This is a genomic window from Niallia sp. FSL R7-0271 (assembly GCF_038005785.1).
GTDB lineage: Bacteria > Bacillota > Bacilli > Bacillales > Cytobacillaceae > Niallia.
In genome coordinates, this window is the sequence record NZ_JBBOTZ010000001.1 from 375,145 (window position 1) to 391,000 (window position 15,856).

The following is a 15,856-nucleotide window of genomic DNA, read 5'->3' on the forward strand; positions in this document are numbered from 1 at the left end:
ACAAAAGGGAGTGCTAGTTATGCGGAATTTTGTTAATAAAAGGGCGCCTTATTTATTCATTTCCCCTGCCTTAATTTTATTAATGATGTTTTCTTTAATACCTATTGTCGTAGCTTTTGTAATCAGTTTTACAGATATTAGCTTAATAGGCTTGGCAGATTGGTCACAAATTAACTTTGTTGGTATTGATAATTATATAGATATTATGACAGATCCTCTCTTTTTAAAATCTATTGGTAATACGTTATTTTATGTCATTATTGGTGTTCCGCTGGTGATTATATGTTCCTTAGGAATAGCTGTATTAATCAACTTTGGCGAGAGTAGAGTCTTTCAATTTTTTCGGCTGATTTTTTATACTCCATCCATTACAAATGTTGTTGCCGTAGCTGTTGTATGGAGCTACTTATATAACCCCAGCTTTGGTTTTCTTAATTATTTATTATCATTGGCAGATATCCCCCCAGTTCCGTGGCTTCAGCATCCAGTTGTTGCTAAAATTTCACTAATAATTTTAGCCCTTTGGCGTGCAATTGGAACAAATATGATCATATTTTTGGCTGCTCTTCAAGGCATTCCAAAAGAGTATTATGAAGCTGCTTCTTTAGATGGAGCTAACAAACGGCAGCAGCTGATTAAAATTACTGTGCCTATGCTGAAATTTGCCATCTTCTTTGTGACAGTCACGACGATGATAGGCTGGCTCCAATTTTTTGAGGAACCGTTTATTATGACGAATGGAGGACCTCTGGACAGTACTACTTCTGTATCTTTATTTATCTATCGCAATGGCTTTCAATTTAGTAAATTCGGCTATGCAGCAGCAGGATCTTTCCTATTATTTATAGCGATAATAATTGTCACCTTGATTCAATTCCGTATGCAAAAAGTTAAAACGGAGGATTAAATAGAGGAGGGATAAAATGAATACAGCACATAAAAAGACAAAAGCTAGCAAATGGGTTGTTGCCATCATCCTTACTGCAGGCGGTATGCTTATGGTGCTTCCTTTCATTTGGATGTTGTTATCCTCATTAAAAACAGACACAGAAATCATGCAGTTTCCACCAACGATTTTACCGCAAGATCCCACTATGGATAACTTTAAAGAACTATTCTCTGCTTTTAACTTCTTTGTTTATTTTAAGAACACAATGATTATCGTTCTTTGTTCATTTGGAGGACTTTTTCTTAATGCAATGGCAGGCTACGGTTTTGCTAAATACAAATTTAAAGGAAAAAACTTTCTTTTCTATTTAGTGCTTGCAACGATGATGATTCCTGGACAAGTCACGATGATTCCGGTGTATTTAATCTTGAATGCGATGGGATTAACGAATACAATGGCGGGAATAGTCCTTCCTGGCTTAGTAGGTGCATTTGGCATATTTCTGTTTCGGCAGTTTATGTCTACAATATCAAATGAAATGTTTGAAGCTGCAAGGCTGGACGGTGCTAGTGAATGGAAAATCTTTTGGAGTATAGTTCTTCCTGTTTCGCGCCCTGTTCTAGCAGTACAAGGCATACTGACTTTCATTGGAGCCTGGAATTCGTTCTTATGGCCGTTAATTGTCGCCAATGATGAAAAATATTATACACTATCTGTCGGGCTACAGCTGTTAAAAGGGCAATATGCAAGCAATTATGCCTTACAAATGGCTGGTTCAACCTTCATGATTATTCCCATTATTATCGTATTTTTAGTTTTTCAGAAGTATATTTTGCAAGGCTTCAATGTTTCTGGAATGAAGTAATAATAATAAATAATATGAAAAAGGCTTAAAAGGAGATTTTCCTTTTAAGCCTTTTCTATTTTAAATACTCATACATATAAATAGGAAGAGATTTGTTTACAATTAAAAATTAAGGTAATTATAAAAAGAAACGCACAATTAAATGCTGAAAAAAGGGTGATGGATTAATGCTGGAAAACAGTGTTACAATGGTCGTAATCATATTAGTCATTAATATTGTATATGTGTCATTTTTTACAATCAGGATGATATTGACTTTAAAAGGGCAAAGATATTTGGCGGCTTTTCTCAGCATGATAGAAGTAGTTATTTATGTCATCGGCCTCGGGCTGGTATTAGATAATCTTGATCAGATTCAAAATCTAGTGGCTTATGCTGTAGGTTATGGAATTGGTGTTATCGTAGGCATGAAAATAGAAGAGAAGCTTGCGTTAGGATACATAACAGTTAATGTTATTACGAAAGAATATGATAGAGATTTACCTAAGGCCTTACGGGAAAAGGGTTATGGAGTTACGAGCTGGGCTGCACATGGCTTAGAAGGAGACAGAATGGCTCTGCAAATACTGTCGCCGAGAAAATATGAGCTGCGCCTCTATGATACAATAAAGAACTTAGACCCAAAGGCGTTTATTATTGCATATGAGCCAAAGACAATCTACGGCGGCTTTTGGGTAAAGAGCGTAAAGAAAGGAAAGTTATTTAATGGGCAAAAAGATGAAGTTTGAAGTACAAGAAAATGAAACGATTGATCAGTGTTTAGATCGGATAAAGAGTGAAGGCTACACTCCTGTAAAAAGATTAGAAAAACCGATTTTTAAAGAAAATGTAATAAATGGACAGAAATCTTATGAACCTGTAGCCAGCCAAATAGTGTTTGAGGCGGTTAAGCTGGAAGGGTAAATCACGAACAATAAATATGATATTAGTATAATTGTTCGATTTTTATGTTGACAACGGGTGAAAATGCTTGTTAATATGGTATTGTGTTAATAAATAATATAAATGACAAACTAAATTTTAATAGCCCTCATATATAATGGGAATATGGCCCATAAGTTTCTACCTGGCTGCCGAGAACTGCCGGACTATGAGGGAAAGCAATAGAACGCCAGCAGAAGGGATTGGTATTTTTCCAGTCTTTTCAGGTTATTTGAGCTCTGGACGGATGCTTTCTCTCTATGTAGTAGAAACATCTGGGCAGGGCTTTTTATATGTAATAATTCAGGAGGAGAAATATGACTGCTCAAATTGGCGTTATTATGGGAAGCAAATCAGATTGGGAGACAATGAAGCATGCTTGTGACATCTTGGATATGCTGGAAGTGAGTTATGAAAAGAAGGTTGTATCTGCACATCGCACCCCTGATTTAATGTTTGAATATGCCGAGAGTGCTAGAAGCCGGGGACTGCGTGCTATTATTGCAGGTGCTGGCGGTGCCGCTCACTTACCAGGGATGGTTGCAGCAAAAACGACATTGCCTGTGATTGGAGTTCCGGTCCAATCAAGAGCGCTTAACGGGCTTGACTCTCTGTTATCAATTGTGCAGATGCCAGGCGGTGTTCCTGTTGCTACAGTGGCAATTGGTAAGGCTGGTGCGACTAATGCAGGCTTGCTGGCTGCCCAAATAATAGCTGCCTTTGAACCAGAATTAGCTGAAAGAATTTCCTCTATGAGAGAGAAAACCAAAACCGAGGTTATAGAAAGTAGTGATGAACTTGTCTAACTCAGTGATTCTTCCAGGTCAAACTATTGGTATAATTGGTGGTGGGCAATTAGGCAGAATGATGGCATTGGCTGCAAAAGCGCAAGGGTATCGAATTGCTGTGTTGGATCCAACAGAGGACTCACCATGCGGTCAAGTGGCTGATTATAAGATTGTGGCTGCATATAACAGTATGGAAGGCATTAAACAGCTGGCGCAGGTGAGTGATGTTATCACATATGAATTTGAGAATATTGATGCAGAAGGATTGGAATGGCTGCAAACACATGCATATGTACCGCAGGGATCTTCCGTCCTGGAAATAACGCAGGACCGAATTAGCGAAAAATTAGCCATTCAAAAAGCCGGCGTTAAGGTTGCTCCATTCGAGGTAATCGAGGAGCCTGCAGACTTAAAAAAGGCACTGGAAACGATAGGTATTCCGGCTGTTTTGAAAACAGCAAGAGGCGGTTATGATGGTAAAGGTCAATTTGTAATCACTTCAAGCGCTGAAGTACAGGAAGCAGAGAAGCTGCTGACGCAAGGCATATGTGTTCTGGAAAAATGGATTCCTTTTGAAAAAGAAATCTCTGTTATTGTGACAAGAGGCACTAATGGAGAATCAACTGTCTTTCCAGTGAGTGAAAACATCCATATTAACAATATACTTCACCAATCAATTGTGCCTGCCAGAATAAGCGACCATGCAAAAGAGGCTGCGATTCAAAAGGCAGGAATTATCGCTGAACACCTGCAGCTAGTCGGCACATTGGCAGTGGAAATGTTCTTAAGCAAGGGTGACGATATATATATCAATGAATTGGCGCCAAGACCGCATAACTCAGGACACTATACGATAGAGGCATGTGAAACATCACAATTTGAGCAGCATATTCGAGCAGTTTGTGGAATGCCGCTGGGAAGCACGAAGTTATTGAGACCAGCAGTAATGGTTAATATATTAGGTGAACATCAAGCTCCTATTATCAACGTACTTCCAGAACTGCAAGACTGGAAAGTCCACCTTTACGGAAAGCTAGAACCAAAGGAAAAGCGCAAGATGGGACATGCGACGTTGCTGCGTTCGTCTGTTGAAATTGCCCTTGATGAAATAGACAGGTCCAGTATTTGGAGCCTGCAAACAGAAAAAATCGGAGGATAAGATATGATTGATCGTTATACGAGACCAGAAATGGGAAATATTTGGACTGAGCAAAATCGTTTTCAAGCATGGCTGGAGGTTGAAATCCTTGCATGTGAAGCATGGGTGAAGCTAGGTGAAATACCTGAAGAGGATGTTAAGAAAATCCGCGAAAACGCGTCCTTTGACATTGCACGAATTCAAGAAATTGAGCAGGATACACGTCATGATGTTGTTGCGTTCACAAGAGCTGTTTCCGAAACATTGGGAGAAGAGCGCAAATGGGTTCATTACGGATTAACATCAACTGACGTAGTGGATACAGCATTATCTTACTTAATCAGACAAGCAAATGAAATTATTTTAAAGGACTTGGAGAACTTTATTGAAGTCTTGAAAAATAAAGCAATTGAACATAAATACACAGTCATGATGGGCCGTACACATGGTGTCCATGCAGAACCGACAACATTTGGGTTGAAGCTGGCATTATGGCATGAGGAAATGAAGCGCAATCTAGAACGCTTTAAAGCTGCAGCAGCAGGTGTAGAGTTTGGAAAGATTTCAGGAGCAGTTGGAACATATGCCAATATCGATCCATTTGTGGAGCAATACGTATGTGAGCAGTTAGGTTTGCAACCAGCACCGATTTCCACACAAACATTACAGCGTGACCGTCATGCAGACTATATGGGGACAATCGCTCTCATTGCAACATCAATCGAAAAGTTTGCTGTTGAAATCCGCGGACTGCAAAAGAGTGAAACTAGAGAAGTGGAAGAATTCTTTGCTAAAGGGCAAAAAGGTTCTTCAGCAATGCCGCATAAGCGTAATCCGATTGGTTCAGAAAATATGGCAGGTCTTGCTCGTGTTATCCGCGGCTATATGATGACTGCTTATGAAAATGTTCCGCTATGGCATGAAAGAGATATCTCTCATTCTTCAGCTGAACGAATTATCATTCCAGATGCAACAATTGCTATCAACTATATGTTAAACAGATTCAGCAATATTGTTAAGAACTTAACTGTATTCCCAGAGAACATGAAACGCAACATGGATCGCACATTAGGATTGATCTATTCGCAACGAGTACTATTAGCCTTGATCGATAAAGGACTTACAAGAGAAGAGGCTTACGATACAGTTCAGCCGAGAGCAATGGAATCTTGGGAAATGCAAGTTCCTTTCCGTGAACTAGTAGACAATGACCCAACTATCTCATCTAAGCTGACTAAAGAAGAAATTGATGATTGCTTTGATTACCATTTCCATATCAAGCATGTTGATACTATCTTTAACAGATTGGGACTTTAATAAATTTGGCATAAAAGCACCGTGGGGCGCTTTTATGCCGAATACCCTAATTTAGCAAGTTAATCTTACATTCGTTTTATCCCTAATTTTTTTGATAAGGAGACTCTTCAAATGGAAAAGAGAGCTTTATTGTACGAAGGAAAGGCAAAAAGAGTTTATGGAACGTCTGATGAAAATATCGTCTGGCTTGAATATAAAGATTCTGCAACAGCATTTAACGGTGAAAAGAAGGCAGATATCACAGGTAAGGGCCGTTTAAATAACGAGATTACGAGCTTGCTATTTTTAAAGCTAAAAGACATGGGCATAGAATCCCACTTTATCGAAAAACTGTCAGAAACAGAACAGCTAGTGAAGAAGGTTTCCATCATTCCATTAGAAGTTGTTGTTAGGAATTTAGCTGCTGGGAGCTTTTCAAAAAGATTAGGAATAGAAGAGGGGCAGCCATTATCAAAGCCTCTTGTTGAATTTTATTATAAAGATGACTCTCTAGGAGATCCGATTATGACGGAGGATCATATAGAAGAGCTAAAGCTTGCGACAGAAAAAGAAGTTGCAATATTGAAAAAAAACGCTCTTGAAGTGAATAAAGCATTAAGTGCTTTCTTTGCAGAGTTAGGCATCCGTCTTATCGATTTTAAGCTTGAGTTCGGCAAGGAAAGCAATGGAGAAATAATGCTAGCTGATGAGGTTTCTCCTGATACATGCCGTTTATGGGATATAAAAACAAACGCGAAATTAGATAAGGATGTATTTCGTCGCGATTTAGGAAATTTGACAGAAGCATATGAGAATATTCTAGCTAGATTAGGGGGAAAACAGCATGTTTAAAGTTAAAGTATATATCACATTAAGAGAGAGTGTTTTAGATCCACAAGGAAATGCAGTGAAAGGGTCTCTTCATTCCCTTAACTATCAAGAAGTAAATGATGTACGCATCGGGAAGTATTTAGAGCTTACTCTAGAAAAATCGGATAGAAATGTAGATGAGCTTGTAAAGGAAATGTGTGAAAAATTGTTGGCAAACACTGTAATTGAAGATTACACATATGAGGTTGAGGAGGTTGTTGCACAGTGAAATTCGCGGTAGTCGTATTTCCAGGGTCCAATTGTGATGTCGATATGTTGCACGCAATAACGGATGAATTGGGAGAAGAAGCAGAATACGTATGGCATGACGCAGATAGCTTGGAAGGTTATGACGGAATTTTACTGCCTGGCGGATTCTCATACGGTGACTATCTTCGCACCGGCGCCATTGCAAGATTCAGCAATGTCATGAAGGAAGTTGTAAAAGCAGCCGAAGCGGGCAAACCAGTATTGGGTGTCTGCAATGGATTCCAAATTTTACTGGAGGCTGGACTTTTGCCAGGAGCAATGAGACGGAACGATCAGCTTAAGTTCATCTGCCGTCCTGTTGAACTGAAGGTCGAAAACAACAGCACAATGTTCTCCAATGCATATAAAGAGCAGGAAGTCATCACTGTTCCTATCGCCCATGGAGAAGGAAACTACTATTGTGATGAAAAAACGTTAGCTAGATTACAAGAAAACAAGCAAATTGTATTCACATATAATGGCGAAAATCCAAATGGAAGCCTAGAAAATATTGCAGGAATCACTAATGAAAAAGGAAATGTCCTTGGCATGATGCCGCATCCAGAAAGAGCAGTTGATGAGCTGTTAGGCGGAGCGGATGGCCTAAAGATTTTCCAATCAATCGTTAAACAGTGGAGGGAAGCAAATGTCGTTAATGCTTGAGCCAAGTCCAGAACAAATTAAGTCAGAGGAAATTTACAAACAAATGGGTGTTACGGACGAAGAATTCGCTATGGTCGAAAAGATTCTTGGCCGCAAGCCTAACTACACAGAAATTGGACTGTTTTCAGTTATGTGGTCTGAGCATTGCAGCTACAAAAACTCTAAACCAGTGTTAAGAAAATTCCCGACATCTGGTCCGCAAGTGCTTCAAGGTCCTGGTGAAGGTGCAGGGATTGTGGATATAGGGGATGGGCAAGCAGTGGCATTCAAAATTGAAAGCCATAACCATCCGTCTGCAATCGAGCCGTATCAAGGAGCTGCAACTGGAGTGGGCGGCATTATCCGCGACGTTTTCTCCATGGGAGCAAGACCGATTGCTATTCTGAACTCTCTTCGTTTTGGCGAATTGGATAATGCTCGTACAAAGTATCTTTTTGAAGAAGTTGTTGCAGGGATTGCAGGTTACGGAAACTGTATCGGTATTCCGACAGTGGGGGGAGAAATTGCTTTTGATTCATCCTATGCAGGCAACCCGCTTGTAAATGCGATGTGTGTTGGTTTAATTAACCATGAAGACATTAAAAAAGGCCAGGCACATGGAGTTGGCAACACGGTAATGTACGTAGGAGCAAAGACAGGCCGTGATGGTATTCATGGGGCAACATTCGCATCAGAAGAGCTGACAGAGAATTCAGATGAAAAGCGTCCGGCAGTTCAAGTTGGCGACCCGTTCATGGAGAAACTTTTACTTGAGGCATGCTTGGAACTGATCAAATCAGATGCTCTAGTCGGTATTCAGGATATGGGTGCAGCAGGACTTGCGAGCTCAAGTGCAGAGATGGCAAGCAAAGCTGGATCTGGAATTGAAATGAATCTTGATTTAGTGCCGCAGCGTGAAGTGGGCATGACAGCTTATGAAATGATGCTGTCAGAATCTCAAGAACGTATGCTGATTGTTGTTAAAAAAGGCAGAGAGCAAGAGATTAAGGATCTATTCGATAAATATGATTTGGAAGCAGTTGCTATCGGTGTTGTTACAGATGATAAAATGCTGCGACTTCTTCATAAAGGGGAAGTAGTTGCGAACGTACCAGCTGATGCTTTGGCTGAGGATGCTCCTGTTTACCAAAAACCTTCTGCAGAACCGCAATATTTCCGTGATTTCCAAGCAATGGAGAACACAATCCCTGCAGTTGATAATTATGGAGAAGCACTTGCTAATCTTCTTAAACAGCCGACAATCGCTTCAAAGGAATGGGTTTATAACCAATATGACTATATGGTTCGCACAAGTACAGTAGTTGCACCAGGATCAGATGCTGCTGTTGTCCGTATTCGCGGAACGAAAAAAGCGTTAGCGATGACGACTGACTGTAATGCGCGTTATCTTTACCTAGATCCAGAAACAGGCGGGAAAATTGCTGTTGCAGAGGCTGCTCGCAATATCGTCTGCTCAGGGGCAGAGCCATTGGCAATTACAGACAACTTAAACTTTGGTAACCCTGAAAAGCCAGAAATATTCTGGCAGATTGAAAAAGCTGCTGACGGTATAAGTGAAGCATGCTTAGCACTTAATGCACCGGTTATTGGCGGTAACGTGTCCCTATACAATGAAACAAACGGAACAGCAATCTATCCGACACCAGTAATCGGAATGGTTGGTCTGATTAAAGATACAAATGATATAACAACACAAAGCTTTAAAGCAAGCGGAGATCTTATTTATCTTCTTGGTGAAACGAAGGATGAATTCGGAGGAAGCGAACTTCAAAAGATGCTTGAAGGCTCCATTTCAGGAAAATCACCTGAATTAGACTTAGAAGTAGAAAAGAGCCATCAAGCTGCAGTGCTTGCTGCTATCAGAGCAGGTGTTGTTGAATCTGCTCATGATCTAGCTGAAGGCGGCTTAGCAGTTGCAGCTGCAGAAAGCTTGTTTGGACCGAACGGTTTGGGTGCGAAGCTTGATTTGGAAGGCAACCCTGTTTCTGCTCTATTCAGTGAATCTCAATCACGTTTCTTGCTTTCTGTTAAACCAGGTAACAAAGAAGAATTCGAAAAGCTAGTTCCTGCAACATTGATTGGAAAAGTAACAGACGACAATATTCTTGCTGTTAGCCAAGGGGAAAATATCCTAATTAAGGAACAGGTGGAAGTGTTAGAAGCCGCCTGGAGAGGAGCTATTCCATGCTTGCTGAAATAAGAGGGTTAAATGAAGAATGCGGAGTCTTTGGTGTTTGGGGCCATAACGATGCTGCGCAGCTTGCTTATTACGGGCTTCACAGCCTGCAGCACAGGGGACAAGAAGGTACAGGAATTGTTACAACAGACGGGAAACAGCTAAAAGGCATTAAAGGGGAAGGACTTGTTGCAGAGGTCTTCACACAGGATGCCATGAAGGAATTGACAGGAAAAGCTGCAATCGGTCATGTTCGTTATGCAACAGCAGGAGGTGGGGGCTATGAAAATGTCCAGCCCCTTCTGTTTCATTTCCAAAGCGGAAGCATGGCACTTGCTCATAATGGAAATCTTGTTAATGCTAATGCGCTCAAAAGCCAATTGGAAGCGCAAGGCAGCATCTTTCAGACTAGCTCTGATACAGAGGTACTTGCTCACTTAATTAGAAGAGGCGGTTTTTCTGCCTTTAATGAAAGAGTGAAAAATGCTTTGACAATGATTAAAGGGGCATATGCTTTCTTAATCTTGACAGAGACAGAGCTGATGGTTGCACTAGATCCAAATGGTATGAGACCACTTTCTTTAGGAAAACTGGGTGATGCTTATGTTGTTGCCTCAGAAACATGTGCATTTGATGTTGTCGGTGCAGAATTTATCCGCGATGTCCTGCCGGGAGAGCTTTTGATTATTGACGATAATGGTTTCCGTTCTGAGATGTTCTCAGTGGCTTCCAATATTGCAATGTGTACGATGGAGTATGTGTATTTCTCAAGACCAGACAGCAATATCAATGGTATCAATGTTCATACTGCCAGAAAAAACTTAGGGAAAAGACTGGCTTTTGAAGCGCCAATTGAAGCAGATGTCGTAACAGGCGTTCCTGACTCAAGTATTTCTGCAGCAATTGGCTATGCAGAGGAAACAGGCATACCTTACGAGTTAGGCTTAATTAAGAACCGATATGTAGGACGCACCTTCATTCAGCCATCCCAATCATTGCGTGAACAAGGGGTGAAAATGAAGCTTTCAGCAGTCCGTGGTGTCGTTGAAGGCAAACGTGTCATCATGGTGGACGATTCTATCGTTAGAGGAACAACAAGCAGAAGAATCGTGTCCATGCTTCGTGAGGCTGGTGCAACAGAAGTGCATGTATTAATCAGTTCACCACCTATTAAAAACCCGTGTTTTTACGGAATCGATACATCTACAAAAGAAGAGCTGATTGCATCGAGATACTCGGTTGATGAGCTTCGGGAAATCATTGGTGCTGACTCTCTCATTTTCTTGAGCACAGAAGGAATGGTAGAAGCGATCGGCAGAAATGAAGAAGGGGAGAATAGAGGTTCCTGCTTAGCTTGCTTTACAGGCAAATATCCGACAGAAATCTATCCTTCTGCACTGCAATCATATGAAAAGGTGTAAAAGTAAACAGAAGTGAAAAGCGGCATATGGGTGTGTCGCTTTTCCATTGAAATGCACATAAGAGATGTCTTTGAATAGTAGGAGGATACGTATGGCTGAAAGCTACAAACAAGCAGGAGTTAATATCGAGGCAGGCTATGAAGCAGTTTCGAGAATGAAGAAGCATGTAAATAAAACAATCAGACCTGGTGTAATGGGAGGTCTTGGCGGTTTCGGAGGCATGTTCGATCTGTCAGTATTAAACCTGAAAAATCCAGTGCTGGTTTCTGGAACAGATGGGGTAGGTACAAAGCTGATGCTTGCATTTATGCTTGATAAGCATGATACAATCGGCGTAGATGCTGTGGCAATGTGTGTAAATGATATTGTCGTACAAGGAGCAGAACCTATTTACTTCCTTGATTATATTGCGTGCGGCAAAGCAGAGCCTGCAAAGATTGAAGCTATTGTAAAAGGGATTGCAGATGGCTGTGAACAAGCTGGTTGCGCATTAGTCGGCGGGGAAACTGCTGAAATGCCAGGGATGTACAGCGAAGAGGAATATGACCTTGCTGGATTTGCTGTTGGTGCTTGTGAGAAAGAACGTGTCATTACAGGGGAAAATATTAAGGCTGGAGATGTTCTGATTGGTTTGGCTTCAAGCGGAATTCACAGCAATGGCTATTCTCTTGTCCGCAAGCTTTTCTTTGAAAAAGCTAATATGTCTTTATCTGATTATGTAGACGAATTAGGCTGTACACTTGGAGAAGAATTAATCAAGCCGACGAAAATCTATGTAAAATCAGTTCTGTCTGCTCTTCAAAAGTTCGAGATTAAGGGATTATCCCATATAACAGGCGGAGGTTTCATTGAAAATATTCCTCGCATGCTTCCAGAAGGATTAGGGATCGAACTTGAAGAAACTAATTGGGAAGTGCCTCCTGTTTTTAAGCTGATGGAAAAAATAGGAGATTTACAGCGCGAGGAAATGTATAATATTTTTAACATGGGCACAGGAATGGTTCTTGCTGTGGACAGCGATGCGGAGCAAGATGTTCTAAAGCATTTTCAGGCAATCGGCGAAAAGGCATATACAATCGGCAAGGTAACAGATGATGGGGAAATCAACATCATTCTGAAACAATAACGGAGGAACAGACATGAAAAATATTGCTGTTTTTGCGTCAGGCAGCGGCTCCAATTTCCAAGCACTTGTAGATGCTGCAGAAAAAAATGAGCTGCAGGCGTCTATTAAATTACTAGTCTGTGACAAACCTAAGGCGTATGTTGTAGAAAGAGCTGCGAACCACAATGTTGATGTGTTTACATTCACAGCCAAAGATTATCCTTCAAAGGCGGAATATGAACAAGATATACTTCGGAAACTAAAAGATTACGAGATAGAGTGGATTATCCTTGCAGGTTATATGCGTTTGATTGGAGATACACTGCTTCAGGAATTCCCTGGTAAGATAATAAATATCCACCCGTCCTTGCTTCCTAATTTTCCTGGCAAAGATGCTGTCGGCCAAGCGCTTGCAGCAGGTGCAAAGGAAACAGGGGTAACGGTTCACTATGTGGATGAAGGAATGGATACAGGACCGATAATTGCTCAAGAGGCCGTCGGTATCATAGAAGGAGAAACGAATGAAAGCCTTCAAGCGAAAATCCAAAGCATCGAGCATGGACTGTATCCGAAGGTAGTTCAATCATTAGTCCTTTCCAATTGAGTAATTGCAGCAATAGACTACTATATGAAACAGGGGGAAATAAAGGAAATGAAAAAGCGTGCATTAATAAGTGTTTCAGATAAAACAGGAATTACAAGCTTTGCAAAAGAGCTTCATGAATTAGGATTCGAGCTGATTTCTACAGGTGGAACAAAAAAGGCCATTCAAGAGAGCGGCATCCCAGTACTTAGTGTCAGTGACGTAACTGGATTTCCGGAAATCCTGGAAGGCAGGGTAAAAACTTTAAATCCGTATATTCATGGCGGTCTTTTGGCGAAATTTGACGAACCTGGACACCAAGCACAGCTTGAGGAGCATAAAATTCAGCCAATCCAGCTAGTTTGTGTGAATCTTTATCCTTTCCAAGCAACAATTGCGAAGGAAGACGTAACAGTGGAGGATGCCATTGAAAATATTGATATCGGCGGTCCAACAATGCTTCGCGCTTCTGCAAAAAACCATCAATATGTAACAGTTGTAGTGGACCCAAGTGATTATACAACGGTTGTCGATGAACTAAAGCAAGATGGAGAAGTGAAGTTTGAAACAAGAAGAAAGCTTGCTGCTAAAGTGTTCCGTCACACTGCTGCTTACGATTCCATGATTTCTCAATACATGAGCGATCTTTCAGGTGAAGAAAACCCTGAATCATTGACTGTCACATATGAACTGAAGCAATCTTTAAGATATGGAGAAAACCCGCATCAAAATGCAGCGTTTTACCGTAAGCCTTTAGGTTCTGCATTTTCTATTGCGAATGCAACACAGCTGCATGGCAAGGAGCTTTCTTACAATAATATCAATGATGCAGATGCTGCAATTCAAATCGTCAAAGAATTCACAGAACCAGCAGCTGTTGCAATTAAGCATAGCAACCCATGCGGAGTTGGAACAGGCGAGGATATTTTCACTGCGTACACAAGAGCATTTGAGGCAGATCCTGTTTCTATTTTCGGAGGAATTGTCGCATTGAACAGAGAGGTTGACGCTGCAACAGCTCAGAAGCTGCATGAAATCTTTTTAGAAATCGTCATTGCGCCATCTTATTCAGAAGAGGCTTTAGAGATTCTTAAAGGGAAGAAAAACATTCGTCTGTTAACTATTCCATTCTCTGCAGGCAACAAGAAGGAAATGAAATTTACGACAATTGAAGGCGGCTTGCTTGTTCAAGATTTCGACCATTTTACATTGGATGATGCAACAATCACTATCCCAACTGACAAAAAGCCGACAGATGAAGAATGGGAAGCACTGAAGTTTGGCTGGAAGGTTGTTAAGCATGTGAAATCGAATGCGATTGTCGTTAATAATCAGGAAATGACTTTAGGAGTAGGTGCAGGTCAAATGAACCGTGTTGGTTCAGCAAAGATTGCCTTGGAACAGGCTGGAGAAAAGGCAGTTGGAGCAGTATTGGCTTCCGATGCGTTCTTCCCAATGGATGATACAGTCGAAGCAGCAGCAAAAGCTGGAGTCACTGCAATCATTCAAACAGGCGGCAGTATCAGAGATGAAGATTCCATCAAGAAAGCAAACGAGTATGGAATTGCCATGGTATTGACAGGAGTAAGGCACTTTAAACACTAAAAGCTTTGATGGAGGATGGAAATGATGAAGGTACTCGTAATCGGCCGTGGTGGAAGAGAGCATACGATTTGCACAAAAATTAAAGAAAGCAAATTTGTTGAAACTATCTTTGTAGCACCAGGCAATGTAGGAATGACAGATGTTGCCGAACGCGTTTCAATTGAAGAGACAGAAGTAGATAAGCTTGTTGAATTTGCTCTAGATAATAAAGTGGACCTGACGGTAGTAGGACCTGAAGTTCCTTTGCTGTTAGGTGTTGTTGATAAATTGGAGGCTGCTGGGCTGAAGGTTTTCGGACCAAGGCAAAAAGCAGCAGAAATTGAAGGCAGTAAATCCTTTGCGAAGGATTTAATGAAGAAATATGAGATCCCGACAGGAAAGTATGAAACATTTTCTGATTATGAGCAAGCTAAAGCATATATATTAGAGCATGGGGCGCCGATTGTTATTAAGGCAGACGGCCTTGCAGCAGGCAAGGGTGTAACAGTTGCAATGACATTGGAAGAAGCTTTGGCAAGCATTGAAGAAATGCTTGTCGGTGCGAAATTCGGTGATGCATCTGCGACTGTTGTTATTGAAGAATTCCTGGCTGGTGAGGAGTTTTCCTTAATGTCCTTCGTCAATGGGGACACAGTCATTCCATTAGAGATTGCTCAAGACCATAAACGAGCATATGATGGTGATCAAGGACCGAATACTGGCGGCATGGGAGCTTATTCTCCTGTTCCTCATATCGATGAGAAAATCGTGCAGACTGCCATTGAAACAATCGTTAAGCCGACTGCACAGGCAATGATTACAGAAGACAGATCGTTTACGGGAATCTTATATGCCGGTCTTATTGCTACAGAAGAAGGCCCGAAAGTGATTGAATTTAATGCTCGCCTCGGCGATCCAGAAACACAGGTTGTTTTGCCTAGGATGAAATCTGATTTAGTTGAAGTGCTGCTTGCTATCCTTGAAGGAGAGACTCCTGTTATTGAGTGGCACGATGAGGATATGCTTGGTGTTGTCGTTGCAGCGAAAGGATATCCAGAAAGCTATGGAAAAGGTGCTGTCATCAAAGGTTTAAACACGATGGAGGATGTATCTATTTTCCACGCTGGCACAAGTTTGGACGAAGACGGTAACTTTACAGTGGACGGCGGCAGAGTATTGCTTGTTGCTGCTAAGAGCAAAACAATTAAGGCTGCCCAAGACAAGGTATATAAAGAGTTAGAAAAGCTGGAAAGCGATGGAGTTTTCTACAGAAAAGACATCGGCTTTAAAGCAATTAAATAATATGAA

16 protein-coding genes and 1 riboswitch are annotated in these 15,856 nt (G+C 41.1%); all 16 genes read left to right on the forward strand.

The window, feature by feature from the left end; all coding sequences use genetic code 11:
* The first annotated feature begins 19 nt into the window (after positions 1 to 19).
* The 16 genes from MKX82_RS01995 (at position 20) to purD (ending at position 15,850) form a co-directional block, all read left to right on the forward strand.
* Positions 20 to 907, forward strand: coding sequence for a carbohydrate ABC transporter permease (locus MKX82_RS01995; protein WP_233316171.1), 888 nt, complete (start codon positions 20 to 22; stop codon positions 905 to 907).
* Positions 908 to 923: 16 nt separating this feature from the next.
* The gene (locus MKX82_RS02000) at positions 924 to 1,754 is read left to right on the forward strand and encodes a carbohydrate ABC transporter permease (protein WP_233316173.1); all 831 of its coding nucleotides are present in this window, start codon (positions 924 to 926) and stop codon (positions 1,752 to 1,754) included.
* A 167-nt stretch (positions 1,755 to 1,921) separates the two neighbouring features.
* Positions 1,922 to 2,482, forward strand: a complete 561-nt coding sequence (locus MKX82_RS02005) for a DUF2179 domain-containing protein (RefSeq protein ID WP_233316175.1) — start codon at positions 1,922 to 1,924, stop codon at positions 2,480 to 2,482.
* Positions 2,460 to 2,657, forward strand: coding sequence for an NETI motif-containing protein (locus MKX82_RS02010; protein ID WP_341074727.1), 198 nt, complete (start codon positions 2,460 to 2,462; stop codon positions 2,655 to 2,657). Before MKX82_RS02005 ends, MKX82_RS02010 begins: the two co-directional genes overlap by 23 nt.
* 107 nt (positions 2,658 to 2,764) lie before the next feature.
* Positions 2,765 to 2,865, forward strand: a riboswitch (purine riboswitch).
* 127 nt (positions 2,866 to 2,992) lie between these two features.
* Positions 2,993 to 3,481 carry a 5-(carboxyamino)imidazole ribonucleotide mutase gene (gene purE / locus MKX82_RS02015; RefSeq protein ID WP_233316177.1) on the forward strand — a complete coding sequence of 163 codons (489 nt, stop codon included), beginning with the start codon at positions 2,993 to 2,995 and terminating at the stop codon, positions 3,479 to 3,481.
* Complete coding sequence (gene purK / locus MKX82_RS02020) at positions 3,468 to 4,622, forward strand: 5-(carboxyamino)imidazole ribonucleotide synthase (RefSeq protein WP_251647201.1); 1,155 nt, start codon at positions 3,468 to 3,470, stop codon at positions 4,620 to 4,622. The genes purE and purK overlap by 14 nt, the downstream gene beginning before the upstream one ends.
* Positions 4,623 to 4,625: 3 nt before the next feature.
* Complete coding sequence (gene purB / locus MKX82_RS02025) at positions 4,626 to 5,918, forward strand: adenylosuccinate lyase (protein WP_341074737.1); 1,293 nt, start codon at positions 4,626 to 4,628, stop codon at positions 5,916 to 5,918.
* Between the two features lie 111 nt (positions 5,919 to 6,029).
* Positions 6,030 to 6,749, forward strand: a complete 720-nt coding sequence (purC, locus tag MKX82_RS02030; protein WP_341074739.1) for a phosphoribosylaminoimidazolesuccinocarboxamide synthase — start codon at positions 6,030 to 6,032, stop codon at positions 6,747 to 6,749.
* Positions 6,742 to 6,996 carry a phosphoribosylformylglycinamidine synthase subunit PurS gene (gene purS, locus MKX82_RS02035; protein ID WP_144456273.1) on the forward strand — a complete coding sequence of 85 codons (255 nt, stop codon included), beginning with the start codon at positions 6,742 to 6,744 and terminating at the stop codon, positions 6,994 to 6,996. The genes purC and purS overlap by 8 nt, the downstream gene beginning before the upstream one ends.
* The gene (purQ, locus tag MKX82_RS02040; protein ID WP_233316183.1) at positions 6,993 to 7,679 is read left to right on the forward strand and encodes a phosphoribosylformylglycinamidine synthase subunit PurQ; all 687 of its coding nucleotides are present in this window, start codon (positions 6,993 to 6,995) and stop codon (positions 7,677 to 7,679) included. Before purS ends, purQ begins: the two co-directional genes overlap by 4 nt.
* On the forward strand, positions 7,663 to 9,879 hold the full coding sequence (gene purL / locus MKX82_RS02045) for a phosphoribosylformylglycinamidine synthase subunit PurL (protein WP_233316185.1): 2,217 nt from the start codon (positions 7,663 to 7,665) through the stop codon (positions 9,877 to 9,879). The genes purQ and purL overlap by 17 nt, the downstream gene beginning before the upstream one ends.
* Complete coding sequence (gene purF / locus MKX82_RS02050) at positions 9,864 to 11,276, forward strand: amidophosphoribosyltransferase (RefSeq protein WP_233316187.1); 1,413 nt, start codon at positions 9,864 to 9,866, stop codon at positions 11,274 to 11,276. Before purL ends, purF begins: the two co-directional genes overlap by 16 nt.
* Before the next feature lie 91 nt (positions 11,277 to 11,367).
* The gene (gene purM, locus MKX82_RS02055) at positions 11,368 to 12,402 is read left to right on the forward strand and encodes a phosphoribosylformylglycinamidine cyclo-ligase (RefSeq protein WP_341074749.1); all 1,035 of its coding nucleotides are present in this window, start codon (positions 11,368 to 11,370) and stop codon (positions 12,400 to 12,402) included.
* A gap of 13 nt (positions 12,403 to 12,415) precedes the next feature.
* Positions 12,416 to 12,985 (forward strand): phosphoribosylglycinamide formyltransferase, encoded by a 570-nt coding sequence (purN, locus tag MKX82_RS02060; RefSeq protein ID WP_233316189.1) that lies wholly within the window; start codon positions 12,416 to 12,418, stop codon positions 12,983 to 12,985.
* Between the two features lie 48 nt (positions 12,986 to 13,033).
* Positions 13,034 to 14,569 (forward strand): bifunctional phosphoribosylaminoimidazolecarboxamide formyltransferase/IMP cyclohydrolase, encoded by a 1,536-nt coding sequence (purH, locus tag MKX82_RS02065; protein ID WP_233316191.1) that lies wholly within the window; start codon positions 13,034 to 13,036, stop codon positions 14,567 to 14,569.
* Between the two features lie 24 nt (positions 14,570 to 14,593).
* Positions 14,594 to 15,850, forward strand: coding sequence for a phosphoribosylamine--glycine ligase (purD, locus tag MKX82_RS02070; RefSeq protein ID WP_341079354.1), 1,257 nt, complete (start codon positions 14,594 to 14,596; stop codon positions 15,848 to 15,850).
* Positions 15,851 to 15,856: the final 6 nt, after the last annotated feature.

Bases quoted from the DNA above. Each gene is read 5' to 3' on its own strand.
- MKX82_RS01995 (WP_233316171.1), top strand. From the start codon at position 20: ATGCGGAATTTTGTTAATAAAAGGGCGCCTTATTTATTCATTTCCCCT.
- MKX82_RS02000 (WP_233316173.1), top strand. From the start codon at position 924: ATGAATACAGCACATAAAAAGACAAAAGCTAGCAAATGGGTTGTTGCC.
- MKX82_RS02005 (WP_233316175.1), top strand. From the start codon at position 1,922: ATGCTGGAAAACAGTGTTACAATGGTCGTAATCATATTAGTCATTAAT.
- MKX82_RS02010 (WP_341074727.1), top strand. From the start codon at position 2,460: ATGGGCAAAAAGATGAAGTTTGAAGTACAAGAAAATGAAACGATTGAT.
- purE (WP_233316177.1), top strand. From the start codon at position 2,993: ATGACTGCTCAAATTGGCGTTATTATGGGAAGCAAATCAGATTGGGAG.
- purK (WP_251647201.1), top strand. From the start codon at position 3,468: ATGAACTTGTCTAACTCAGTGATTCTTCCAGGTCAAACTATTGGTATA.
- purB (WP_341074737.1), top strand. From the start codon at position 4,626: ATGATTGATCGTTATACGAGACCAGAAATGGGAAATATTTGGACTGAG.
- purC (WP_341074739.1), top strand. From the start codon at position 6,030: ATGGAAAAGAGAGCTTTATTGTACGAAGGAAAGGCAAAAAGAGTTTAT.
- purS (WP_144456273.1), top strand. From the start codon at position 6,742: ATGTTTAAAGTTAAAGTATATATCACATTAAGAGAGAGTGTTTTAGAT.
- purL (WP_233316185.1), top strand. From the start codon at position 7,663: ATGTCGTTAATGCTTGAGCCAAGTCCAGAACAAATTAAGTCAGAGGAA.
- purF (WP_233316187.1), top strand. From the start codon at position 9,864: ATGCTTGCTGAAATAAGAGGGTTAAATGAAGAATGCGGAGTCTTTGGT.
- purM (WP_341074749.1), top strand. From the start codon at position 11,368: ATGGCTGAAAGCTACAAACAAGCAGGAGTTAATATCGAGGCAGGCTAT.
- purN (WP_233316189.1), top strand. From the start codon at position 12,416: ATGAAAAATATTGCTGTTTTTGCGTCAGGCAGCGGCTCCAATTTCCAA.
- purH (WP_233316191.1), top strand. From the start codon at position 13,034: ATGAAAAAGCGTGCATTAATAAGTGTTTCAGATAAAACAGGAATTACA.
- purD (WP_341079354.1), top strand. From the start codon at position 14,594: ATGAAGGTACTCGTAATCGGCCGTGGTGGAAGAGAGCATACGATTTGC.